The organism is Sphingopyxis sp. CR5, from assembly GCF_059693785.1.
In genome coordinates this window covers 13949-37616 of the sequence record NZ_JCATIE010000014.1, presented here as the reverse complement: position 1 = coordinate 37616, position 23668 = coordinate 13949, and the positions used below count along the sequence as shown (strand labels likewise).

General features: G+C 65.0%; 26 protein-coding genes. 9 read left to right on the top strand and 17 right to left on the bottom strand.

What is annotated here, in order from left to right; all coding sequences use genetic code 11:
- The first annotated feature begins 174 nt into the window (after positions 1 to 174).
- On the top strand, positions 175 to 1401 hold the full coding sequence (locus AC58D2_RS18470; protein WP_497392554.1) for an alpha/beta fold hydrolase: 1227 nt from the start codon (positions 175 to 177) through the stop codon (positions 1399 to 1401).
- Positions 1402 to 1417: 16 nt separating this feature from the next.
- On the opposite strand, the gene AC58D2_RS18465 is transcribed toward AC58D2_RS18470, so the two are convergent.
- From AC58D2_RS18465 to AC58D2_RS18450, 4 genes are read right to left on the bottom strand one after another with little or no spacing between them, the layout of a single operon-like run.
- On the bottom strand, positions 1418 to 2290 hold the full coding sequence (locus AC58D2_RS18465; RefSeq protein ID WP_497392553.1) for a Rossmann-like and DUF2520 domain-containing protein: 873 nt from the start codon (positions 2288 to 2290) through the stop codon (positions 1418 to 1420).
- Between the two features lie 37 nt (positions 2291 to 2327).
- Complete coding sequence (gene cydX, locus AC58D2_RS18460) at positions 2328 to 2438, bottom strand: cytochrome bd-I oxidase subunit CydX (RefSeq protein ID WP_497392552.1); 111 nt, start codon at positions 2436 to 2438, stop codon at positions 2328 to 2330.
- A gap of 14 nt (positions 2439 to 2452) precedes the next feature.
- Entirely contained in the window at positions 2453 to 3601 is a 1149-nt protein-coding gene (gene cydB / locus AC58D2_RS18455; RefSeq protein WP_497392551.1) for a cytochrome d ubiquinol oxidase subunit II, read from the bottom strand.
- 12 nt (positions 3602 to 3613) lie between these two features.
- Positions 3614 to 5197, bottom strand: a complete 1584-nt coding sequence (locus AC58D2_RS18450; protein WP_497392550.1) for a cytochrome ubiquinol oxidase subunit I — start codon at positions 5195 to 5197, stop codon at positions 3614 to 3616.
- Positions 5198 to 5287: 90 nt separating this feature from the next.
- Between AC58D2_RS18450 and AC58D2_RS18445 the strand changes: the two genes are divergently transcribed.
- Together AC58D2_RS18445 and AC58D2_RS18440 are read left to right on the top strand one after the other, a co-directional pair.
- Positions 5288 to 6907, top strand: coding sequence for an ATP-binding cassette domain-containing protein (locus AC58D2_RS18445; protein WP_497392549.1), 1620 nt, complete (start codon positions 5288 to 5290; stop codon positions 6905 to 6907).
- Entirely contained in the window at positions 6904 to 8484 is a 1581-nt protein-coding gene (locus tag AC58D2_RS18440; RefSeq protein WP_497392548.1) for an ATP-binding cassette domain-containing protein, read from the top strand. Before AC58D2_RS18445 ends, AC58D2_RS18440 begins: the two co-directional genes overlap by 4 nt.
- Here AC58D2_RS18440 and AC58D2_RS18435 read toward each other — a convergent pair.
- The 7 genes from AC58D2_RS18435 to AC58D2_RS18405 all read right to left on the bottom strand — a co-directional run bounded on the left by AC58D2_RS18435 (position 8481) and on the right by AC58D2_RS18405 (position 14138).
- The gene (locus AC58D2_RS18435) at positions 8481 to 8831 is read right to left on the bottom strand and encodes a metalloregulator ArsR/SmtB family transcription factor (RefSeq protein ID WP_497392547.1); all 351 of its coding nucleotides are present in this window, start codon (positions 8829 to 8831) and stop codon (positions 8481 to 8483) included. The genes AC58D2_RS18440 and AC58D2_RS18435 overlap by 4 nt on opposite strands.
- On the bottom strand, positions 8828 to 9496 hold the full coding sequence (locus AC58D2_RS18430; RefSeq protein WP_497392546.1) for a peroxiredoxin: 669 nt from the start codon (positions 9494 to 9496) through the stop codon (positions 8828 to 8830). The genes AC58D2_RS18435 and AC58D2_RS18430 overlap by 4 nt, the downstream gene beginning before the upstream one ends.
- Positions 9497 to 9557: 61 nt before the next feature.
- The gene (locus AC58D2_RS18425) at positions 9558 to 10358 is read right to left on the bottom strand and encodes a sulfite exporter TauE/SafE family protein (protein WP_497392545.1); all 801 of its coding nucleotides are present in this window, start codon (positions 10356 to 10358) and stop codon (positions 9558 to 9560) included.
- A gap of 14 nt (positions 10359 to 10372) precedes the next feature.
- Entirely contained in the window at positions 10373 to 11296 is a 924-nt protein-coding gene (locus AC58D2_RS18420) for an MBL fold metallo-hydrolase (protein WP_497392544.1), read from the bottom strand.
- A gap of 87 nt (positions 11297 to 11383) precedes the next feature.
- Positions 11384 to 12646: a TolC family protein gene (locus tag AC58D2_RS18415; protein ID WP_497392543.1), complete on the bottom strand. Its 1263-nt coding sequence runs from the start codon at positions 12644 to 12646 to the stop codon at positions 11384 to 11386.
- Positions 12643 to 12846, bottom strand: a complete 204-nt coding sequence (locus tag AC58D2_RS18410) for a YgaP family membrane protein (protein WP_497392542.1) — start codon at positions 12844 to 12846, stop codon at positions 12643 to 12645. The genes AC58D2_RS18415 and AC58D2_RS18410 overlap by 4 nt, the downstream gene beginning before the upstream one ends.
- Positions 12847 to 12860: 14 nt before the next feature.
- A complete protein-coding gene (locus AC58D2_RS18405; protein WP_497392541.1) occupies positions 12861 to 14138 on the bottom strand; it encodes an NAD(P)/FAD-dependent oxidoreductase in 1278 nt (425 codons plus the stop codon).
- A 143-nt stretch (positions 14139 to 14281) separates the two neighbouring features.
- On the opposite strand from AC58D2_RS18405, the gene AC58D2_RS18400 reads away from it, so the two are divergent.
- The 6 genes from AC58D2_RS18400 (at position 14282) to AC58D2_RS18375 (ending at position 21428) form a co-directional block, all read left to right on the top strand.
- Complete coding sequence (locus tag AC58D2_RS18400; RefSeq protein WP_497392540.1) at positions 14282 to 14617, top strand: rhodanese-like domain-containing protein; 336 nt, start codon at positions 14282 to 14284, stop codon at positions 14615 to 14617.
- A gap of 5 nt (positions 14618 to 14622) precedes the next feature.
- Entirely contained in the window at positions 14623 to 15672 is a 1050-nt protein-coding gene (locus AC58D2_RS18395) for an efflux RND transporter periplasmic adaptor subunit (RefSeq protein WP_497392539.1), read from the top strand.
- Positions 15669 to 18887: an efflux RND transporter permease subunit gene (locus AC58D2_RS18390; protein ID WP_497392538.1), complete on the top strand. Its 3219-nt coding sequence runs from the start codon at positions 15669 to 15671 to the stop codon at positions 18885 to 18887. Before AC58D2_RS18395 ends, AC58D2_RS18390 begins: the two co-directional genes overlap by 4 nt.
- Entirely contained in the window at positions 18884 to 19189 is a 306-nt protein-coding gene (locus AC58D2_RS18385; protein WP_497392537.1) for an ArsR/SmtB family transcription factor, read from the top strand. Before AC58D2_RS18390 ends, AC58D2_RS18385 begins: the two co-directional genes overlap by 4 nt.
- Positions 19190 to 19429: 240 nt before the next feature.
- Complete coding sequence (locus AC58D2_RS18380) at positions 19430 to 20668, top strand: tyrosine-type recombinase/integrase (RefSeq protein WP_497392536.1); 1239 nt, start codon at positions 19430 to 19432, stop codon at positions 20666 to 20668.
- Between the two features lie 106 nt (positions 20669 to 20774).
- On the top strand, positions 20775 to 21428 hold the full coding sequence (locus AC58D2_RS18375; RefSeq protein WP_497392535.1) for a hypothetical protein: 654 nt from the start codon (positions 20775 to 20777) through the stop codon (positions 21426 to 21428).
- A 102-nt stretch (positions 21429 to 21530) separates the two neighbouring features.
- On the opposite strand, the gene AC58D2_RS18370 is transcribed toward AC58D2_RS18375, so the two are convergent.
- From AC58D2_RS18370 to AC58D2_RS18345, 6 genes are read right to left on the bottom strand one after another with little or no spacing between them, the layout of a single operon-like run.
- The gene (locus AC58D2_RS18370) at positions 21531 to 21743 is read right to left on the bottom strand and encodes a hypothetical protein (RefSeq protein ID WP_497392534.1); all 213 of its coding nucleotides are present in this window, start codon (positions 21741 to 21743) and stop codon (positions 21531 to 21533) included.
- A complete protein-coding gene (locus AC58D2_RS18365; protein WP_497392533.1) occupies positions 21740 to 22012 on the bottom strand; it encodes a hypothetical protein in 273 nt (90 codons plus the stop codon). Before AC58D2_RS18365 ends, AC58D2_RS18370 begins: the two co-directional genes overlap by 4 nt.
- Positions 22005 to 22274: a hypothetical protein gene (locus AC58D2_RS18360; protein WP_497392532.1), complete on the bottom strand. Its 270-nt coding sequence runs from the start codon at positions 22272 to 22274 to the stop codon at positions 22005 to 22007. Before AC58D2_RS18360 ends, AC58D2_RS18365 begins: the two co-directional genes overlap by 8 nt.
- Before the next feature lie 11 nt (positions 22275 to 22285).
- On the bottom strand, positions 22286 to 22999 hold the full coding sequence (locus tag AC58D2_RS18355) for a hypothetical protein (protein ID WP_497392531.1): 714 nt from the start codon (positions 22997 to 22999) through the stop codon (positions 22286 to 22288).
- 6 nt (positions 23000 to 23005) lie between these two features.
- A complete protein-coding gene (locus tag AC58D2_RS18350; protein ID WP_497392530.1) occupies positions 23006 to 23329 on the bottom strand; it encodes a hypothetical protein in 324 nt (107 codons plus the stop codon).
- Between the two features lie 46 nt (positions 23330 to 23375).
- Positions 23376 to 23576 (bottom strand): hypothetical protein, encoded by a 201-nt coding sequence (locus AC58D2_RS18345; protein WP_497392529.1) that lies wholly within the window; start codon positions 23574 to 23576, stop codon positions 23376 to 23378.
- Positions 23577 to 23668: the final 92 nt, after the last annotated feature.

Genomic DNA, 23668 nt, shown 5'->3' with positions numbered 1-23668 from the left:
CGGGCTGGACCGATCCCGATGCAGGCCAACCACCGAAAGACCTGCTGACATTGCGATAGGCGGCGTCCGCCACATCGGCGTTGATTTGAATCAACGATCCGAAAAATTGGCGCGCGGGGTGGAACTCGGCGGCAAAGCGCGGCATGGACTTGGGTCTATGAAGGGCAGCAACGCATGAGCATCGTCGAATATCGCGGATTCGCGGGCGCTCGCCTCGAAGCCGAGGTCGTCGGTTCCGAAAATGACCCGGCGGTGCTGCTCGTGCACGGTGCGGGCCAGACCCGCGGCGTCTGGGCCGGGGTCGCCAACGCGCTCGAACAGGCCGGGCGGCGCGTGATCAGCCTGGATCTGCGCGGTCATGGCGGCAGCGAATGGCCCGACGACGGGCGCTATGATTTTGACGCGATGGTCGAGGATCTGCGCGCGGTGCTTGCACAGATGGGCACCCGCCCCGTCGTCGTCGCCGCGACGCTGGGGGGCTGGATTGCGAGCGCCGCGCTCGAGCGCGATGCCGCGTTGCTGGCGTCGGGGCTGGTCCTCGTCGACGTTCCGCTCGATCTCGATCCCGCCGCGTCCCGCGGTATCGGTGCGCGGCTACGCGAGGCGGCGGCGCTCGCACCGGGGCAGGCCGAATGGGATACGCGCTTGCTCGATGCCTTCGACCGCGGCGCGATGGCCGATCGGCTCGCCGGCACGCCCGCCCCGATCGCGCTGCCGACGCTCTATGTTCGCGGGGCCCGGTCGGACCTCGTTTCGGGTGACCGGGCGGCCGCATTCGTCGCCGGGCTTCCCGATGGCGAACTGGCGGAGGTCGAGGACATGTCGCTCGTCGTCACCGACGATCGCAGCGACGCGCTCGGCGGCTGGCTGATCGATTTCCTCGAACGCCGCGCCCCGCGCGAGTCGCCCGAATATCGCGAAGGTTCGGATGCGCGCACCTTCCGCGACGCGCTTGGCTGCTTTGCGACCGGAGTCACGGTCGTTACCGCGATGTGCCCCGACGGCACCCCGATCGGGCTCACCGCGAACAGCTTTACCTCGGTCTCGCTCGACCCGCCGCTGTTGCTCGTCTGCATCGCGAACGGCGCCGGCAGCGCGCCGATTCTGCGCGATGCCGATCGTTTCGCGGTCAACGTCCTCCAGATCGGCCAGCAACCCACCTCGAACCGTTTTGCCGGCAAGGGCGAGGATCGGTTCGCCGCGACGCCCTGGGCGGTCGGAGAATTCGGGACCCCGGTGCTCACCGGCTCGCTTTCGAGCTTCGAATGCGCGCGCGAGGCGCTTCACGATGGCGGCGACCACTTCATCCTCGTCGGGCGGGTGCTGAAGGCGATCTTCGAGCCTCGCCGCGATCCTCTGCTCTATTTTCGCGGCAAATACCGCAAACTCCACTTCGCCTGATCGCGTACCGACGCAATCATCGTTCGCCGTCGCGGACCAGCGCGGAAAGCGCGGGCGGCGGGTGCCGGCCCGATCGATCGAGCCCATCCAGCGTCGCCTGCGCCATGGCGCGATAGGCTGGAGCGCGGTCGGGACAAAAATCGTGCAGCCCCGCAAGGTGCGCGCGGACCGTATCGATATCGCCGCGAAGCAGCGGCCCCGACAGCGCCTCGAATCCGTTGGCCAGGCTGTTTTCCAGTGCGGCCCGAACCAGCGGAGCGACCAGCGCCCGCGATTCGTCGACCTGCGCGGCGTCCAGCATGGCGAACGCGTCGGCGAGCAGGGTGACCAGATGGTTCGAAGCGTGGCACAGCGCCGCGTGATAGAGCGGGCGATGCGCCTCGGCGATTTCGGTCGCGCGACCGCCGACAAGGCGCACGATGCCGTGTGCCTGCTCGGTCGCTTCGGCGCTCGATCCGGTGATCGCGAACCAGGCGTCACGCATCCGCGCGGCCTCGCGCGCCGGATCGCCGGTAAAGGTCATCGCCGGGTGGATGGCGGCGGTCCGGGCCCCGATCGTGCGAAGCGGAGCGAGGATTTCGGCGCCGCTGCGTCCGCTGACATGCGCGACGAAGGCCGGTCCGCCGCTCTCGATGCCGCAGGCCAGGTCGTGCGCGACGCGCGCGATCGCGTCGTCGGAGACGGCGAGGAGCACAAGGTCGCAGCCGGCGCCAATCGCCGCCATCGTCTCGACGCGTCGGGCCTTGCCGATCGCGGCGACGGCCGCATCGGCGCGCTCTGCCGACCGGCCCCACACCGACAGCGGCTCCTGCGAATGGGGCGCGAGGGCCAGTCCAAGCGCCTTCGCGGCCCGTCCCGACCCCAGAATTCCGATGCGTCGATACGTCATGGCACCGCCGGCGCCCGGCCAATTTTGCGCGCCGGGATCAGAGCGTCGCGTCCTCGTCGGGGGGCGAGTGGAATTCGTGCCACAGGCCGTTCAATATGCCGACGCCGACGGCAAGGCCAAGGCCCAGAACCCAGGTAAAATACCACATGGCGATACCTCCGGTCAGTAAAAGTCGGGGTTGGTTCGCACGTCGTCCATGGTGACGCGGCCGAACAGCACCTTGATCACCCACGCCGTGTAGGCGAGAACGATGGGCAGGAAAATCAGTGTCACGACAAGCATGATCCACAGCGTCAGATGGCTCGACGAGGCGTTCCACACGGTCAGGCTCGAATGCGGGTCGATCGAGCTCGGCAGGATGAACGGAAACATCGACAGGCCGACCGTCGCGATGATGCCGAACACCGCCAGCCCCGACCCGGCGAACAGCAGCGCCTGCTTGCGCCCGGCAATCGCGACATAGGCCAGGATGGGGCCGATGAAGCCGAGTAGCGGCGCCAGCAGCATCCAGGGATGGCGACCGTAATTGTCCAGCCAGGCACCGGCGGCGGGGACGCTTGTTGCCCAGCGCGGGTTCGACGGACCCGCGGGATCGAGCGCGCCCTCGATCCGGTAGCCGAGCGCGGTCGTCGCGACCATCACGCCGCCCAGCGCGAATAACAGGATCACGGCGATCGCGGCATAACGGCCCCAACGGCGCGCCCGATCCATCACCGGTCCCTCCTCTACCTTGAGAGCGAGCCAGCCCGCGCCGTGTAGCGCGATCATCGCGACCGAAAGCAGGCCGGTGAGCAGGGTGAAGGGGGTGAAGAGCCCGAGCAGCGACCCTTCGTAAAAGGCACGCAAGTCCCCGTCGAGGCGGAACGGTGCGCCCGCCAGCACGTTGCCGACCGCGACGCCGAAAACCAGGGCGGGCACGAAACCGCCGACGAACAACGCCCAGTCCCAGCGGGTCCGCCAGGCGGCATCGTCGCGCTTCGACCGATATTTGAAACCCACCGGCCGCAATATCAGCGCGGCGAGAACCAGGAATATCGCAAGGTAAAAGCCCGAAAAGCTGATTGCATAGACGAATGGCCACGCGGCAAAGATCGCGCCGCCGCCCAGGATCAGCCAGACCTGATGCCCCTCCCATGTCGGTGCGATACTGTTGATCACCAGCCGCCGCTCGGCATCGTCCTTGGCGATAAAGGGCAGCAGCGCAGCGACGCCGAGGTCGTAGCCGTCGGTGAGGGCAAAGCCGATCAGGAGCACGCCAAGCAGCAGCCACCAGATCAGGCGGAGCGTTTCATAATCGAAGGGAATCGCCATGACCTGTCCTCCTTATTCGGCCGGCAGCGGGGCATAGCCCGCGCCGGGATGGGGCTCGACGCCCGACGCGAGGTCGCGGCCCCGCTTCGATTCGGGGCCCTTGCGTATCGCGGCGAGCATCAGTCGCACTTCGATGACCGCCAGCCCGCCATAGAGCAGCGTGAAGGCCGCGATCGTGGTCCAGAGTTGGGGTACGGTCAGGCTCGACGCGCCCAGGAAGGTCGGCAGGACCCCTTCGATCGCCCACGGTTGGCGGCCATATTCGGCCAGCGCCCAGCCCATTTCGGCGGCAAGCCACGGCAGGGGGATGATCAGCACGGCGGCGCGCAGGAACCATTTGACGTCGAACCGCCTGACCGTGGCGAAATAGAAGGCGAGCGCGAAGAAGCCGATGAAGAAGAAGCCGAGCCCCGCCATCAGGCGGAACAGCCAGAAGGTGACGGGTACGTTGGGCACCGTATCCCAGGCGGCCTTCATCACCTGTTCCTCGCTGGCGGTGCGCGGATCGGCGACATAGCGTTTCAGCAGCATCGCATAGCCCAGGTCGGCACGATGTTCCTCGAACGTCGCACGCGCCGCCGCGTCGGTGCGATCGGCCTTCAGCTCTTCCAGCGCGCCATAGGCGCGCTTGCCGCTCTCGATCCGCTCCTGTGCGTGGAGGACGAGCTCGTTGATACCCTGAACCTGGCCGGTCAGGCTGCGCGTCGAAATAAGCCCCAGGACATAGGGGATCTTGATCTCGTACCGGGTGGTGCGATCCTTGACCGACGGAAACCCGATCAGCGTCAGGCCGGCCGGCGCCTTTTCGGTGTGCCACATGGCCTCGATCGCGGCGAGCTTCATCTTCTGGTTGTCGGTGAGCGCATAGCCCGATTCATCGCCCAGCACGACGACCGACAGCGACGAGGCGAGCCCGAAGGCGGCGGCGACGGTCAGCGACCGCCGGGCGAGCGCGGTGAAGCGCCCGCGGAGCAGGTACCAGGCCGATATGCCGAGCACAAAGACCGACGCGGTGACATAGCCCGCGCTGACGGTGTGGACGAATTTCGCCTGTGCGACGGGGTTGAACAACACCGAATAGAAATCGGCGACCTCCATCCGCATCGTTTCGGGGTTGAACCGCGATCCCACCGGATTCTGCATCCAGCCGTTCGCGATCAGGATCCACAGCGCCGACAGGTTCGACCCGAGCGCGACGAGAAAGGTGACCAGCAGGTGCGCCTGCTTCGACAGCTTGTCCCACCCAAAGAACATCAGCCCGACGAAGGTCGCCTCCAGGAAAAAGGCCATCAGCCCCTCAATGGCCAGCGGGGCGCCGAATATGTCGCCGACATAGTGCGAATAATAGGACCAGTTCATCCCGAATTCGAACTCCATCGTCAGGCCGGTCGCGACCCCCAGCACGAAGTTGATTCCGAACAATCGGCCCCAGAAGCGCGTGATCGTGCGCCAGATCTCGCGCCCGGTGATGACATAGATGCTCTCCATGATGACAAGCAGGAAAGAGAGCCCCAGGGTGAGCGGGACGAAGAGGAAATGATACATCGCCGTCAGGGCGAATTGCAGGCGGGAAAGCTCGACGACGGCGAGGTCCATGGCGTCACTCCTGAACGGCGACTCGGGTGGCGGTTCCGCGCTTGCGGAGCCGTCAATTAATGAATATGAGAATGTGTGAATATAACAAAAATGTCAACTGGTCAGAATGTCCCATCCGAACACCCGACGTTCGATCGCGGCGCACTTGCCGCATGGCTGGGCGACACGGTTGCGGCGGTGCTTTTCGCCTTCGCGTTGACGCGCTTGCTGGCGCCGCTCGTCGCCGGTGAGGTCGCGCGCACCGGTGCGATAGGCTGGGCGCTGCTGCTTGTCGTGGCGGCCGTGTCGCGCGGCGCGGCGCAGGGCGGCGCGATGATTGCCGGGATACGGCGCGGGATCGCGGTCGCCGGCGCGATGCGGGCGCGCATCGCGCCGACCTTGATGGTCGCCGCCACTGGACGCGGCCGGCTCGTCGGCGAAGACGCCGAACTTGCGGTCGGGGGCATCGACCGGATCGAGCCCTATGTGGCCCGATATCTGCCGCTGCGCCGAGCGGCCATGCTGTCGCCGATGCTGATCGCGCTCGCGGCGCTCCCGGCCAGTTGGGTTGCGGCGACGATCCTCGTCGCGACGCTTGTCCCGTTTGCACTCGGAATGGCCCTGGCGGGCGGGGCCGCGCGCACCGCGAGCGACGCGCAGCTCGGCGCCCTGTCGCGGCTCGGCGGGCTGTTCGTCGATCGCGTCCGCGCGCTCCCGCTCGTCCTTTCCTATGGCGCCGAGGACCGCGTGATCCGCCACATCGGCGCGGCGGCTCAGGATCTCGCGGCGCGGACGCTGGGGGTGTTGCGCATCGCCTTCGTGTCGAGCGCGATCCTCGAATTTTTCAGCGCGCTCGCGGTCGCGCTGGTCGCGGTCTATTGCGGGTTCGCCTTGCTGGGCCTGCTGCCCTTCGATCCGCCCGAACAGCTCGATTTCGCGCGCGCCTTTTTCGTTCTCGCGCTCGCACCGGAATTTTACGTCGGAATGCGCCGCCTCGCGGCCGCCTATCACGACAAGCAGCAGGGCGAGGCGGCGATCGCCGCGCTGGCGGTTGCCGACGGGATCGCAGCGCCGGCGACGCCGCTCCCCGTCGCGCCGCGCCGCCTCGACTCGCTCGCGCTCGTCGACCTCGTCGTCCGGCATCCGCAGGGTGCCGCGATCGGGCCGGTGACCGCCAGCTGGCCGGGCGCCGGGCTTCAGGTCGTGACCGGACCGAGCGGATCGGGGAAGAGCAGCCTGCTGCGCGCGCTGATCGGCCAGGTGCCGGTTGCGGCGGGCACGCTGCGCGTCGATGGTCGAGCCGCCGGGCCGTCCGCGCTCGCGGGGCGCTGCGGCTGGGCGGGGCAGCGGCCGCTGTTGCTGCCCGGCACGCTGCGCGCCAATCTGCTCGCCGAACGCTGGGGCGTTGGCGAGGACGAGATGCTCGCGCTGCTCGATGCGCTGGGGCTGCGACGGCTGTTGTCGGCGCACGGCGGCGGGCTCGACTGGGCGGTCGACGAACGCGGTAGCGGGCTGTCGGGTGGCGAACGGCGGCGTATCGGCCTCGTCCGCGCCCTGCTCGCGCCGCGCCCGCTTCTGCTGCTCGACGAACCGACCGCCGACCTCGACGCCGAGAGTGCGGAGGCGGTCGCCGCAAGGCTGCGCGCCGCCGCCGCGACGCGCTTGCTGATCGTCGCGACCCACGACCCGCGGCTGGTGGCTGTGGCCGACAGCGTGACGGACCTCGCATGATTGACGCGCTTCTGCACGCCGCGCGCAGCGGACAGCGCCGCGCGGTCGCTCTCGGCATGGCGTCTGCGGCGCTCGCGGCGCTCGCGGCGGTGGCGCTGCTCGCGGTCTCGGGCTGGTTCCTGACCGGGGCGGCGCTCGCCGGGCTTGGCGGCGCGGCGGCGGTCAAGGCGTTCAACTACCTGATTCCCAGCGCAGCGATTCGCGGCCTGGCGATCGTGCGCACCCTGGCGCGCTACGGCGAACGGCTGTTCAGCCACCAGGCGATGCTGTTTGCGCTCGCCGACGTGCGGACGCGCCTGTTCGCGCGGCTCATCGCCACCCCGCCGTCGGCAGCCCTGCGCCGCGAGCGGGGCGACGTCGCGGCACGCCTCGGCGAGGATGTGCAGACGCTCGAAGAGGCGCTGCTGCGGACGACCCTGATCCCCTCGGGCGCCGCGACCGCGCTCGGCGCCGCCGGTCTCGCCGCGCTCGCCGGCCCGGGCGCAGCCCTTGCGCTGCTCGCCGCCGCCGCCGCGAGCTGGAGCGCCGCGCGCACGATCGGCGCGCGGCGCGTCGCCCCCGCGCTCGCCGAAGAAAGCCAGGCGCTCGGCGCGCTCAAGGAGCGCTATGTCGAACTCGCGGCGGGGGGAGACGACCTGCTCGTCTATGGCCTCGCCGACGATGTCCGCGCGGCGCTTGCCGCGGCCGAGGCTCCCCTGCATCGTGCGCGCACCCGCCTCGTTCGGGCCGACGCCGTGATCGGGATCGTGCATTGGGGCCTCAGCGGCCTCGCGGTCGCCGCGATTGTGCTGCTGTCGTCGGCCAGTGCGCCGCGGATCGCGCTCGCCGCGCTCGCCGCAGCGGCGGCGATGGAGAGCGTCGGCGCGCTCGTCCGCCTTGATCTCCAGCATTGGAAAAGTCGCGGGGCGCGCGCCCGGCTCGACGCGATGCTCCCCGACCAGGCCGCACCGACCGGCGCTGCGACACCCGCCGGCGAGGCAATCGAGGTCGTGTTGCGCGGCGAGCGCCATCGCCTTGATCCCGGTGCGCGCGTGGTGCTGGTCGGGCCGTCGGGATGCGGAAAGACGCGGCTGCTCGAAACGCTCGCCGGCCTGCGGGACGACGCGCCCGAACCGCTTGTCGTCGGGGGAGCCGCCGCCGCCGGCATTCCGCTTGCTGCACGCCGCGAACTGTTCGCGCTCGCGGCGCAGGATGCGGCAATGATGGCGGGGAGCGTCGTTGACAATCTGGCGCTTGCGCGTCCCGGAATCGACCGCGCGGCGATGCAGGCGGCACTCGCGATCGCGTGCGTCGACGATGTCGTGGCGGCGCTGCCGGAGGGGCTGGATTGCTGGCTCGGCGATGACGGCGCGCGCCTCTCGGGCGGGCAGCGCAAACGGCTGTCGATTGCGCGCGCGCTCCTCGCCAGGCGCCCGTGGCTGCTCCTCGACGAGCCGAGCGAGGGGCTGGATGCCGCGACCGAAGCGCGGCTGGTCGCTTCGCTCGACCGGTGGTTGCTGGCAACGGGCACCGGGCTGATCCTCGTCAGCCATCGCCCGGCGATGCGTCGCCTCGCGACGCGGAGGCTGGACCTCTAGCGCAAGATGCGCGCGAAATGCGCTGCGCTGGCGCTCCCGCCGCCCACAGGGCCCGACGGCGGGTGGTCGCCCAGGCGGTCGGCAAGCGCCCGGATCGGCATCAGCGCCTCGGGACGCAAGCGATAGAATATCTGCTTTGCCTCGCGCCGCGTTTCGACGACTCCGGCCTTGCGCAGCACACCGAGTTGCTGACTGAGCAGCGGCTGGCCGACCCCGGTGACGCTTTCGATGTGCCCGACGGCCAATTCCTGTTCGCGGATCGCGAAAACGAGCTTCAGCCGCACCGGATGGGCCAGGACCCGGAGCAGCGCGACGAGCCCGTCGTCGGTGTCGGCATCCGCGCTCATGGCGACTCGTCCCCGGCCGCCGCATCGGTCGCAAGGCGGTAGAACCAGCCGGCTCCGCCCGTCGCCGCCAACGCGTCGTCGGCGACCATTGCCGGCGGCAACAGGATATCGTCGCCGGGGGTCCAGTCGGCGGGGGTCATTGCTGATCCGTCGTGGGTGCGCTGGAGCGCCGCAACCGTGCGCAGCAATTCCGATACCGACCGCCCGACCGACAGCGGATAGACGCTCGTCGCGCGGATCACGCCATCGGGGTCGATGAAAAAGGCGGCGCGCACCGACGCCGCGCTGCGCGATGCGGCGTCGACCATGCCAAAGGCGCGCGCGATTTCGAGCGAGCTGTCCTCGACGAGCGGAAAGGGGATTGCGATGCCGAGTTCGTCTTGGATCGCGCGGAGCCAGCCGAGATGCGAAAACAGGCTGTCGACCGAATGGGCGAGCAGGTCGCATCCGATCGCCGCGAAACGTCCGGCCGCGCGCGCGATCGCGATGAATTCGCTCGTGCACACCGGAGTAAAGTCGCCAGGGTGCGAAAAGAAGAGGAGCCAGCGTCCGCGATAGTCGCTCAGTCGAACCTCGCCCGCGGTGCTGCGCGCGATGAAATCGGGCGCGACGTCGCCTATGCGAAGCGGGCGGGGATCGGGTCGGGGGATGTCGCTGTCGGGCATGGGCGTCCTTTGCCCATCAATTATATATAATTCATTATATCGTGTAAATGATGGGGTGCGCTCAGCCGATCGCCGCTCCGGCGCTCTGGAACAGCATATAGGCGGCGACCGCGAGCACGAGCAGCGCGAACAGCGTGTTGAGCCGTCCCGTGCGGGTCGACAACCGCTGCGCACCTTTCAGGCCGAGCCAGCTGCCCAGCGCGCCCCCCGCGATAAACAGTCCGGCGAGCTGCCAGTCGACCAGCCCGGACCACGCATAGTTGGCGGCGGTGGTCAGCCCGAACGCGGTGACTGCGACGAGCGAGGTGCCCACCGCGTTGATCATCGGCATCCCGGTCGCCGCGACGATTCCGGGGACGATCAGGAAGCCGCCGCCAATACCGAAAAAACCGCTGAAAGCCCCGCTTCCGAGCCCAAAGGCGATCAGGCGCGGCGCATTTTCGCGGCTGATCCTTACCGCGGGATCGCCCGTTTGCCCACGTCGTCGCAACATGATGATCGCGATCGCGACCATCAGCAGGGCAAAAAGGAACAGCAGCTTGTCGCCATCGAAATTCTTGCCGAGCGTCGACCCCGCCAGTGCTCCGGCGATGCCGGCGCCCGCGAAGGTCAGTCCGCACGGCCACCGGACATGTCCGGCGCGCGCATGGTTGGTAAGGCCGACCGCGGCGTTGGCGGCAACCGCGAGCGCCGCGGTCCCGATCGCGACATACGGCTGCGGTACGCCGACCAGATAGACGATCAGCGGCACCGCAAGAATCGATCCGCCGCCGCCGACCAGGCCCAGCGTGAAACCGACGACGACCCCCGACAGCGCGCCGAGGATCATCTGTGCCAAGTCGAGGATGGCGGGATCGGGCATCGCGATCTCGCCGTCTACAGGATGTCGAGCGGCAGTTTCAGGTAGCGTGTGCCGTTGCTTTCGGGCTCGGGCAGTCGGCCGCCGCGCATATTGACCTGGATCGACGGCAGGATCAGCCTCGGCATCGACAGCGTCCCGTCGCGCGCTTCGCGCATCGCGACGAACGAGTCCTCGTCGACGCCGTCGTGGACATGGACGTTTGCCGTGCGCTCGGCGGCGACGGTCGTTTCCCAGGCATAGGTATCGCGGCCCGACGCCTTGTAATCGTGGCACAGGAAAACGCGCGTCTCTCCGGGAAGCGACAGCAGCCGCCGGATCGATCGATAGAGGGTCCGCGCATCGCCGCCGGGAAAATCGGCGCGGGCCGTGCCGTAATCGGGCATGAACAGTGTGTCGCCGGTGAACAGCGCATCGCCGATGATCCAGACCATACAGGCCGGGGTGTGGCCCGGCGTGTGAAGCACGATGCCGTCGATCTCGCCCAGCCGAAAGGTTTCGCCGTCCGCCATCAGGCGGTCGAACTGCGATCCGTCGCGGGCGAAACGGTCGTCTTCGTTGAAAATGTCGCCGAAAACGCGCTGCACGGTAACGATGTGGCGTCCAATGACGATCTGGCCGCCCAGCCGCTCTTGCAGATAGGGCGCGGCCGACAGATGGTCCGCATGGGCATGGGTTTCGATCTGCCATTCGACGGTCAGGTCTTCGCGGGTGACATATTCGACGATCGCGTCGGCCGAGGCATGGCTCGTGCGGCCGGACGGCTGATCGAAATCGAGCACCGAATCGATAATAGCCGCGCGGCGCGTCGCGGGATCGTGGACGACGTGGGTCGCGGTAAACGTCGCTTCGTCGAAAAAGGTCCGCACGATGGGGCGCTTGCCGGTCGCGCGCGCCGTCTCGATCATCGTCGCGGCGGTGTCGCGGGAAAGATCGGTCATGGCAGTCGCTCCTTTCATAGTATTAGTAATGTCTAATATAGGATGATGTCCGGCGATTTCCAGCGGCCGTCGGGGGCGGTCCGTCCGTCAGTCGAGCCCGCACAGCATGCGCAGTCGCCACGCGGCGACCTGTACCGCGGAGCGCGCGCCGGCCAGCCGGGCGGTCGCGGCGATCGCGTCGCGTTCTGCATCGAGTTCGGCGAGCGGCGGCTTGGCACCCGATCGGACCTCGAGCCGGGTGCCGCGCAGCGCTTCGCGCGCCGCCGTATCGCCATCTGTCGCGGCGTCGAACCCCCGCCTGGCGGTTTCCAGCCCGCTCCACGCCTCGATCACTGCTTGCGTTACATCGTCGCGGGCCTGCCGCTGTCGCGCTTCGCTCGCCGCCAGCGTTGCGCGCGCCTCGCGGACGCGCGCGCTCCCCGCGCCGCTGTCGAAAAAGGTCCAGCGGCCGCGCAGGCCGACCGTGACGCTGTCGGCGCGATAATCGGGAAAGAACTGGTCGCGGACGCGGGCGCCTTCGGCGAAGACGCCGACGGTCGGGCGGTTGGAGGCCTTGGCGGCGCGCACGCCCGCCCGGGCGCCGTCGACACCGGCCTTCGCCTGCGCCAACGATATGTTCACCGCCACCGCGCTTTCGATCGCGTCGCCCAGCGACGCGGGTACGGCGGGCGGCGGCGGCAGCGGGGCAAGCGGCCCCGGCGCCTTTCCGGTCAGCCGCTCGAAGCGCGCTTCGGCCGCCGCCAGCCGTCCCTCGGCCTCGACCAGTCCCGCCTGTCCCTCGGCGCGGCGCGCCTGCGCCTGCGCGATGTCGCTGCTCGTGGCATCGCCGACATCGAACCGCAGCCTGGCATGCCGCACGATTTCGTCGAGCGACGCGACCAGCGTCCGGTAACTCGCAACCATGTCGCGCGCGGCGAGCAGGTCGGCATAGGTCGATACGGTAGCCAGCGTCAGGTTCTGGCGCGTCATCGCGGTGCCCAGTTTCGCCGCGCGATCCCCCGCGGCTGCCTGGTCGATCGCTGATGCGATCCGGCCGCCGGCATAGAGCGGATATTCGCCGACGACCTGTAGCGCGCTTGGCGTCACGTCGTCTGCGGTCAGGCCGAAATAGCCGCCGGGATCGAGCCGGCCATAGCCGATGCTCCCCTCGACGCGCGCCGTCGGTCCGGCCGCGGCGCGCGCCTGCGCGAGCCGTGCATCGGCGGCGTCGGCTTCGGCCTCCGCGGCGACGAGTGTCGGCGAATGCGCACGGGCATCGGCGATCGCGGTCGCCAGATCCTGCGCCGCGGTGCCGACGGGACACGCGATCGCCGAAAGCCCGGCGACGATCAGGAACGTGGCGCGCGTCACCGAAAGGCGCTGCCTTCTCGTACGCCCAGACGTTTGAAGATCGTCGCGGCGGGGCAGAATCCGGTGAAGCTCGCCTGGATCATGTTGACCCCGGCAAAGGCGGCAAGCGCGATCCACCAGGGGTGGACCAACCAGGCGAGCGCGATCCCCAGCAGCACGACGAAGCCGGCAAAGCGCAATACGGCACGATCGAGGTTCATGGCTTATCCTTTCGTCAGAAACGCAGCTTCTTGATCCCCAGCGCGTGCATCGCGAGCTTTTCGTAAAAGGGCTCGCTCTCGCCCTTGCGGACCTTGCGCAGGAAATATTTCTCGAACCCCACCTTGGCCAGGTGGACCCACTTGCCCGACGACGACCAGTTCAGGTTGCGTGGGGGGATTTGCGGCTGCGCCACGAAGGCGACGCCGCCATCGCCGAAGTCGGCCAGGCACACCGCATTCCACGTCGCTTCGTGCCGCGGAGGCTGGCCCGCGAGTTCCAGCTTCAGATTCTGAGCGATCGCGGTGACCATCGATTCGATCATGAATCCCGTCTTGGGAACGCCGACGGGTACCGGGGTCGGCCCGACGGGCGGGATCGCTACGCAAACGCCGAGCGAATAGACGTTGGGAAAGGCCGGATTGCGCTGATGCTTGTCGGCCAGGATGAAGCCGCGCGGATTGGCGAGCCCCTCTATCCCATGGACCGCCGCAACGCCACGAAAGGCGGGAAGCAGCATCGAATAGCCGAAGGGCAGGTCGTACTTGGCCTTGACGCTGCCGTCCTCGGCGACCTCTTCGACATGCGCCATGCCGGCCTCGAAGCTGGTGACGCGCGCGTTGGTGATCCATTTGATGTGGCGGTTGCGCAGCTCGCTTTCGAGCAGGCTCTTGGTGTCGCCGACCCCGTCGAGGCCCAGATGGCCGATATAGGGCTCTGCGGTGACGAAGGTCATCGGTACCCTGTCGCGGATCTTTCGCCGTTTCAGCTCGGTGTCGAGGATCAGGGCGAATTCATAGGCGGGACCATAGCAGGAGGCACCTTGCGCCGCGCCGACGACGATCGGGCCCGGGTCGTCGCAAAAGCGGTCGAACGCATCGGCGGCGGCGGCGGCGTGCGGGGTCGAACAGATCGACACCGTGTTCGCTTCGGGCCCGAAGCCCTCGATCTCGTCGAACGCCAGGTCGGGGCCGGTGGCAATGACCAGATAGGCGTAATCCACGAACGATCCGTCGTTCAGTTCGACCCGGTTCGCCTCGGGATGGACGCGCTTCGCGCCGACCGCGGTGAAGGCGATGCCCTTGCGCTTCATCACGGGCGGCAGGTGGACGCTGATCGCTTCGGGTTCGCGCCAGCGCACGGCGACCCAGGGGTTCGACGGAACGAACCAGTAATTTTCCTGGTCCGATATCACCATGACGTCCGCCTTGTCCCTGACCGCTTCGCGAATCTCATAGGCGGCGATCGTGCCGCCGAGGCCGGCTCCCAAAACGACGATCCGCGGTAATGACATGCTCTCTCTCCTTGCTCCGGGGCGCGGGTCGGCACGCCCGGCACGATTCCCGTTGACCGTAATATTAGATATACGTAATATTAGCAATATCTGATTTTATCGGATTCCGCCATCAAGGGCGGGACCAACCGAGGAGTGTCGTCATGCTGAGCCTGTTTCGCGGTCCCCGATATAAGGAATTGTCCGCACCCGCCCTAGCCGACCTCCTCGCCGCGGGTGGCGCAATCGTGGTCGATGTGCGCGAAGTTGATGAATTTCGCAGCGGCCACATCGCCGACGCGATCTCGATGCCGCTCTCGCGTTTCCAGCCGAGCCAATTGCCCGCCGACCGCAAGCAGGTGATCCTCACTTGCGCCGCCGGCCGCCGCTCGGCGCTGGCGCTGGCGAAGGCGGCGGCGGCGCGTCCCGATATCGATACGCATCTCTGCGGCGGGATGAGTGCGTGGCGGGCGGCGGGCTTTCCGGTCGTCGTCGGGTGAGCGCGATGACGTCCCGGTCGGCATTCGCCGCGGTGCTCGCGATTGTGTCGTTGACGTTGTCGGCATGCGGAAGCGATGTCCCCACCACCGAACGCACCGTCCGCGAGCCGTCCGGCGAGATGCTCCTCCTGCGGCCGTCGACCGTGACCGACTGGAAGGATGTTGCCGCGACGATCACGAGCGTCGACATGGCCGATGCCCGGGCACGCATTCCCGGCATCCTCGAGAGTCTGAGCGTGCGCGAAGGCGACATCGTCCGCAAAGGGCAGATTGTGGGGCGAGTCGTCGATAGTCGGCTCGGTTACGAGGGCGCCGCCTATGGAGCCCAAGCCGCGGCGGCGCAGGCGCAAGCGGCCCAGGCCAAAGCCGACCTCGCCCGCGTCGAGTATCTCTTCGCCAACGGCGTCTATTCCCAGGCCAGGCTCGACCAGGCGAAAGCCGCCGCCGAAGCCGCGCGGGCGCAGGTGAACGCCGCAAGAGCTCAGCAATCGGCGGTCGGCGCGGTCGCGGGGCAGGGAGCGATCGTCGCGCCGTCCGCGGGCCGCGTCCTCATCGCTCCGGTTCCGGCCGGTTCGGCGGTTGCGCCGGGTACGTCGGTTGCAACGATCACCTCGGGTCCGATGGTCTTGCGGCTCGACCTTCCGGAGACCCTGGCGGACAGGGTGCGGGTCGGCAACCTGGTCGTCGCCACAGGGCTTGCCCACGACGCTCAGGCGCCGCCACTGCGCGCCGCCGTTGGCCGCATCTACCCATCGGTAACTGCGGGCCAAATGTCTGCCGACGTCCCGATGCCGGGTCTGTCGAGCGTCATGGTCGGTCGCCGGGTCACCGCGCGCGTCGCGATCGGTGAACGCCGCGCGCTCGTCGTTCCGCGTCGTTTCGTCGAAACGCGCTATGGCCTCGACTATGTGACGATTCGCGTTGGCAAGGGCGCCACCGCTCGTGTTCCGGTCCAGATTGCCCCATCCGATGACCCGTCCCGCGTGGAAATATTGTCCGGTGCGGAGCCGGGCGATACGCTGGTTGCGCACAATGGCGGGGCTGCCGGCCGATGACACTCGGACTATCGGGGCGGCTGACACGCGCGACGATCCAAAGCCCGTTGACGCCGCTGATGCTGTTGGCGGCGATCCTCGTCGGCCTTTTGGCGATCATGACGATTCCGCGCGAGGAAGAGCCGCAGATCAGCGTGCCGATGGTCGACCTGATGGTCGCCGCGCCCGGCCTGTCCGCGAGCGATGCGGTCGAACTGGTCGGCAAGCCCCTCGAGACGATCGTGAAGAGCGTCGACGGCGTCGAACATGTCTATACCCAGGCCGAAGACGATGCGGTGATGGTCACTGCGCGCTTTCTGGTCGGGTCCGATCCTAACGACGCCGCCATCCGCATCAACGAGCGGCTCTCGGCGAACATGGACAAGCTGCCGCAGGGCATCCAGCCGCCGCAGGTGACGGTCCGCGGGATCAGCGATGTGCCGATCGTGGTGCTGACGCTATCGCCCAAGGCCGGCGCGCGCGGCGACTGGAACGAGCAGGCGCTGCGGTCGCTCGCTTCCCGGTTGCGGACCGAGGTTGCGAAGGCTGGCGATGTCGGCCTGACCTTCATCACCGGCGGGCAGGAGGAACAGCTTCGCGTCGTTCCCGATCCGGCGAAGCTCGCCGCGCATGGTGTGTCGCTCGGCGCGCTGATGGATGCGGTGGGGCAGGCTAACCGCAGCTTCCCGCTCGGCACAGTGCGCGAAGGCGGGGCGGCGACCGCCGTCGTGGCCGGACGGACGTTACGCAGCGCCGAGCAACTGGCGACGATCACGGTGCGCGCCGCCAACGGCAATCCCGTCTATCTGCGCGATGTCGCGGCGGTCGCGCAGGGGTCGAGTGAAGATCAGGCGCGCGCTTGGCGCTGGGCCAGGGGCGCGGGGGATCGCTGGTCGATGGCGCCCGCGGTCAGCCTGGCGATCGCGAAGCGTTCGGGCGCCAATGCCGTCAATGTCTCGGACGCTGTCGTCGCGCGCGTCGAGGCGCTGCGCGGCAGCCTGATCCCGCCGGGCGTCGAGGTCGCGGTGACGCGCAATTATGGCGAAAGTGCCAATGAAAAGGCGAACGAGCTGATCTTCCACCTTGGCCTCGCCACGGTGTCGATCGTCATTCTGATCGGCTTCGCGATCGGCTGGCGCGAGGCGGGGGTGACGGCGGTGGTCATCCCGACCACGATCCTGCTCACCATGTTCGCGTCGAACATCATGGGCTTCACCATCAACCGCGTCAGCCTGTTCGCGCTGATCTTTTCGATCGGCATCCTGGTCGATGACGCGATCGTGATGATCGAAAATATCGCGCGTCACTGGGCGATGACGGGTGCGCGCAGCCGGATCGACGCGACGGTCGATGCAGTCGCCGAGGTCGGCAATCCGACGATCATCGCGACGTTGACCGTCGTCGCGGCGCTGCTTCCGATGCTCTTCGTGTCGGGACTGATGGGTCCCTATATGGCGCCGATCCCGATCAACGCCTCGGCGGCGATGCTCTTTTCCTTCTTCGTCGCGGTGATCATCGCGCCGTGGCTGATGGTGCGCTTTGCGCGCGGTGCGCTGGCGCAGGGCGCGCACGACCATGCGGGCGGCGGCAAGCTTGGCGCGCTCTATGGCCGCGTCGCCATCCGCGTGATCCGCGATCGCAAGAGCGCGCGCAATTTCCTGATCGCCGTCGGCGCTGCGACGCTCGTCGCCTGCTCGATGTTCTATTTCAAGGCGGTGACGGTGAAGCTGCTGCCGTTCGACAACAAGTCGGAAGTGCAGCTTGTCCTCGACATGCCGGAGGGCACGTCGCTCGAGACGACGGGGCGCACGCTCGACGCCGCCGCGGCGGTGGTGCGGCAGATTCCCGAGGCGCGGTCGATGGAGGCCTATGCCGGCACCTCGGCGCCGTTCAATTTCAACGGCCTGGTGCGGCATTATTTCCTGCGCAATAGGCCCGAGATGGGCGATCTGATGGTGACGCTGGCGCCCAAGGGCGAGCGCGACCGGTCGAGCCACGCCATTGCGCTCGATCTGCGCCAGCGGCTGAAGAAAGCGCTGCTGCTGCCCGCCGGTGGGTCGATCAAGGTCGTCGAAACCCCGCCGGGACCGCCGGTGCTCGCGACGCTGCTCGCCGAAATATACGGCCCCGACGAAGCGACGCGGCGCAAGACCGCTGCGCAGGTCGAGGCGCTGTTCCGCACCGTCCCCTATGTGGTGGATGTCGACAACAGCTTCGGCGTCCCGCGCCCCCGCCTGCGGCTGATACCCGATCGGGCGCGGATGGACGCCTATGGCATTTCGGAGCGCCAGCTTTTCGATAGTATCGGCGCGTTGCTGGGCGGGCAGACCGTCGGCTATGCGCCGCGCGGCGACGGGCGCGACCCTTTGCCGATCCGCATCGCGCTCGATCAGTCGCAGCGCAGCTGGAGCGCCGACCTTGCTGCGACGCCGGTTGCAGCGATGGGACCGGGCGGACGACTGGTCCAGCTCGGCGAGATCGTCGACGCGCGCGAGGAGGCGGGATCGCCCGCGCTGTTCCGCCGCAACGGCCGCGCCGCCGATATGGTGACCGCCGAACTGGCGGGAGAATATGAGGCCCCCATCTATGGCATCTTCGCGGTCGACGATGCGATCGAGGCGTTCGACTGGAAGGCGCACGGGATGGAAAAGCCGGTGGTCCGCTTCAACGGTCAGCCCGACGATGAACAGGTGCCGACCCTGCTGTGGGACGGCGAGTGGGAGATCACCTGGGTGACCTTCCGCGACATGGGCGCCGCCTTCATGGTCGCATTGCTCGGCATCTATGTCCTCGTCGTCGGGCAGTTCCGCAATTTCAAGATTCCGCTCGTGATCCTGACGCCGATCCCGCTGACGCTTGTGGGTATCGTGCTGGGGCATATGCTGTTCGGCGCGCCCTTTACCGCGACTTCGATGATCGGCTTCATTGCGCTGGCGGGGATTATCGTGCGCAATTCGATCCTGCTCGTCGACTTCATCAACCATGCGAAGAGCGAAGGCAAACCACTGCGCGATACGCTGCTGGAGGCGGGGATGATCCGCTTCAAGCCAATCGTGCTGACGGCCGCCGCGGCGATGATCGGCGCAGCCACGATCCTGACCGACCCGATATTTCAGGGGCTTGCGATATCGTTGCTGTTCGGACTGGCGTCCTCGACTCTCCTGACTGTGCTCGTTATTCCCGCGATCTACATCGTCCTGCGGGACGATGATCGCGAAGGAACGCTCTCTCCATGACAAAGCCCACCGACCTCACGATCCTGAAGCGCGATGCGCATGAAATGGCCGAGTATCTGAAACTTCTCGCGCATCCCGAGCGGTTGCTGATGTTGTGCCAGATGGACGAGCGCGAAGTGTCGGTCGGAGAACTGACGCGGATAAGCGGGCTGTCCCAATCCGCCGTCTCGCAACATCTGGCTCGGCTTCGCGAGCAAGGTATCGTTTCTTTGCGCGGCGAAGCGCAGACTCGATACTACAGCCTGACTGACCCGAAGATGCAGCGTATCATCGACGCGCTTTGCGAAGCTTGCCACACCTAGAGTTTTTCGAATTTATGGTGAGCCCTGCTGGGTTCGAACCAGCGACCTACTGATTAAAAGTCAGCGTTTAGTGCTTTCCTATCAGCTCCTACCGAGTGTACGAGTTCCACATATACACCTGAACTCATACGATAAAATCTCGAAACTTGCCGACGAAATTCCGTCTGAATCCCATCGAATGCTCTGCATCGTGGTTGCTCTGTGGTTGCTGCGAGGTGCTTTTGTCGCTAATGATAGCGCATGGTGAAAATGACGAAACGGGAGCTTGATGCTCTAAAATCGGACGATGGTCGACCAGCCTTCTTGTGGGATGGTTCACTGGCGGGCTTCGGTGCGAAGGCACTTCCGAGTGGCAAAAAAGTGTTCCTCGTGAAGTATCGGACCAATGGTGGCGGGCGCAATGCACCGCAACGATGGTTAACACTTGGAGCCTACGGGACACTCAGCTTGGATGAAGCCCGTCGTCTGGCCCGCCAAGCTCTCGCCGCCGTCGCTGAAGGTAAAGATCCTCAGGCCATCAAGCTAGGGGAACGGGAAGCGCCGACTTTCGCCGATGTATGGGCTCGCTTCGAGGCCGATATTCTGCCGTCCCGGAAGCCGACCACCGCGAAGGAATATCGCAGCCAATGGGAAAATCTGATCAAATCAAAATTTGGCAAGCAACGCGTCGAAGCGATAACGGCGAGCGAGATCGACCGCTTTCACAAATCGCTCCGGAGGTCGCCATATAGGGCCAATCGGATACTCGCATTGTTACGGCGTTTGATGTCGCTCGCAGAAGCATGGGGAATGCGTACGGCGGGTACAAATCCTTGCTCGCGGGTAGAGCCATTCAAAGAACGGGCGCGTGAGCGATATTTGGACGCCGGGGAACTCAAGTCCATCGGCACAGCCATAGATGCGCTTATCGCGGAAAAGGCAATTTCTGCCACTGCCGGGAATGCGGTAGAGCTATTGGCTTTGAGCGGCGCACGGCTCAGCGAGATACTCAACGCCGAGTGGGAGTGGATTGATACCGATCGGGGGACGATGCTTCTTCCTGATAGCAAGACCGGCGCCAAGGCTATCTATCTCAGCGTTGCCGCAATCGAGGTTTTGGAACGGCAGAAGGCCATATCCAAGGATAGCGATTATGTCTTTCCGTCGCCTCGTGGCGATAAGCCTTACGTGAACCTCCGCAAAGCTTGGGTTCAGATTTGTGATCGTGCAAAGCTTCCGGGCGTTCGCTTGCATGATTTACGGCACACAGTCGCCAGCGTGGCTGTAGGGCAGGGTGCTTCTCTGCCGCTTATCGGGAAGCTGCTCGGCCATACCCAGGCGCAAACGACTATGCGCTATGCCCACATCGATATCGATCCCGCAATGAAGGCGGCGAATCAGGTAGGAGCGGCGATCGGTGAAGCCATGCGACCGAAGTCAAAGTCACTGAAGGGTGTGAAATCAAAACACCGTTCAAAAAGCGCGGCAACCGTTGGTTAGCCGTTGATTATTGACGAAATGGAGCCACGAGCTTGATCGATTTCAGACACGTGCTATGCTAATAGCATGAAAATAGGTGATTTTTCTTTCATGTTTCATCCCTTTCATGGCGTTAGCTAAGCGGCATTTCGAATCGAACACCCGCCTCGCAAAATCCACCTCTCCAAACGATGGAATCCGACGAGGCTTCGTGCATCGCCAGCCGCTTATTGAGATCGGGGCGCGGCACCGAATCGAACCCTTGGCCCAAGGCGAGCTCGACTCCCTCTGCGGCTTGTACGCGGTGATCAACGGATTGCGGCTTGCGAGTCATCCGAGCGCACCGTTAGCGAAAGCGCAAAGTAAGAAGCTGTTTTCTCACGGCATTACATATCTCCATCGGAAGAAGGGCCTGGAGGAGGCGGTTACAGAGGGCCTCTATATTCGTCGCCGATTGGCGCTCGCTCGACATCTGGCGGGCATCGCCAGTTCACCTCAGCGACGATTCGTGGTCGAGCGTGCCGATCCCAATCTCGATAGCATCGACGATATATTTAGATGGATTGCCGACAGCGTCTTCGACGGTTGGCCGGTTCTGATATCTTTGATGGGCGGACTTAACCACCTGAGCGTCGTGTCCGGCGTCACGAGCAATCAACTTCTTCTTTTTGACTCCTCGGGGCTAAGCTACGTTCGGAAGTCAAGCTGCAGTATGCGCGACGGGCCTCATCAAATAGCGCCGAATGGCCTAATTAGGATCGCTGTTCAACTCTCATGTTGATAGTCTACTCAGCTCCCGAAAGTGGGTCGTTCCGCTTAGTAAACGGCCCTTCCGTAAGCTGTCTTCCGCCAATGAAGTCAGCACCGACGCGAGAATGCGAGTCTAGTCGCCCAAATTGTGGGCGCAAGAAACCTTGGCTTGGATGAAAATTTGATCATCCGTCCGCTTGTCATAGCGATTGATGTTCCTCTGCGAGATGTCCATTTCGGTCGTCGCTCGCACACAGCTTTGATAGCGCGAATTGTGAATGATTAGGTAGGTGATGATAAGGGCCGTGACAGCCGCAATAAGTGCCACCTTAACTGAATTGCTCATGGAATACCCCTGTCGTCGCCCTTCGCTAGCTCCACCATAGCCGGTAAGATATCGTTCGCGAATAATTCCGGGATCATAAGCAGCGCCACGACCGCGCCCGCAATCGGTATATATGGATCAATCTCGAAACTGAATACCAGAGAGGCGAGAAATAGGATAATAGTGCCGATAAATAGGGATATAAAGAAAAAGATGGCAAGTGTCGCACCGCCGAATATCAGCGCAGCCATCCCGCCCTTCCATGCTTGCCAGTCGATCCACTTATTCATGGCCGTCTCCGCCATCGTCCCTATTCGCGGTTTCTACCATCATCGGCAGGAGAGTTGATTTGAATATTGGCGGGAATATCCAGAGCCAGACAATGACAGCCGCAATGGTCGAAAACGGCTGGGGCTCTATCTCCACGAAAGATTCAGCAATGCCCCACAGGATTATGCCGAAGACATAGGACATGCCAGCATATAGGCCGATAGAGATAGCGGCGAATAACAACGCATTGGCGCCGCCCTTCCATACCTGCCACTTCGTCATAACGCTCGCCCCTAAAGCGCCTTCACAACATACAGGCCGCTCTTGTCGCACTTAACCACGGCCTTGCCGTCACCAAGCCACACCGCTGTATAACCTTGGCCTTTGCAGCCCTTCACGTCACCAAGGTCAACCACCATGGGTAAGCCGTTCTCCATCTGGTATACGATCATCTTGGAGACGATGAAGATCGAGATTGCGGTGATAAGCGCAATTAAAATTCGGACCTTGTTCCTCTGCTTTTCATCACTCAGTGATAATGTAATTTTCCCATTCAACATTATTATAGGAGAAATCTGCATAATGAAAAGTATGCAAATCCACGAAAAGAAGAAGAGAACCGCAAGGGCGCCAATTGGCAGATTATAAATATCTTCGCCTTGATTGGTTCCTGTTAGCGAAACCAATATTGATGCGACCATCACGACTGTGATCAGTCCAGCAAAGGAAATCACGGCTGCGGTCAGGACGCGTAACCAGAGCGATTTCTGGTAAAAAATTAGGGCAAAAACTCCTTGGAGTGGGAACGCCATAAGCGATCCGCAACCGAACAAAATTAGCAGCTTTAGGCTGTCGCGCAGAATGTCGGAAAGTGACGCAACGGCAAGGTAATTGAGATTGAAAAAGCCAAACAGCATTGAATAGAGCGTGGCGCTGATCACCACCCCTACACCTGTGAAGATCGATAGAATCTCAACGATCCGAGTGAGCGACAACCACTCTTTCATGACGGCCTACCGTGCGTCGTTCATTGCATCAGCGGCAGCAGCAGACGCTTCGGCGGCGGCATCAGCAGCGGCGGCAGCGTCACGCTGAATGTCCTCAGACGATACGGGATAGCTCTCATAGCTGTAGTCGCGGACTGGCCTACCTTGTTCGTATAGCCAGAAGGCGAAACCAAAGGCAGCGATGATGGCAACGGTGCAAGCAAAGCTAGCCGAGCCAGTCAGCTTCTTCCCGCCGTGCTCGTCTGTCTCCATGAAGCTGCTGTTGCCGATGATCGACACACCGAAGCAAAAGAGCATCGTGCAAAGAAGCCAACCAATAATCTGAATCATGATCCATCCCCCTTGGATCAATGCTAGCGTCGGAAGATCGTCCCGCCTAGTGGCTGATGCCAGTGTCCCTCTCGACGATCAGAGGACGCACACGATCTTCGAAGCCAGCGTTGCCCCGAACATTGGCCAGCGTCGCGGACATACGATCATAGTGACCAATCGCCCGTTCGATTGAGGACGTGAAGACCGCGTGTTGATCGCCATCGGCATCCTCGCCACCGATCATGAAAATGATTTCGTCGTCCACCGATCATTTCTCCCATGTCGTTGCGCTGATGGTCGCTCGACGGTCTGTCAACTCGAGACAGGCCCACAATTGGAGAGGTTCCAGGACCGTGG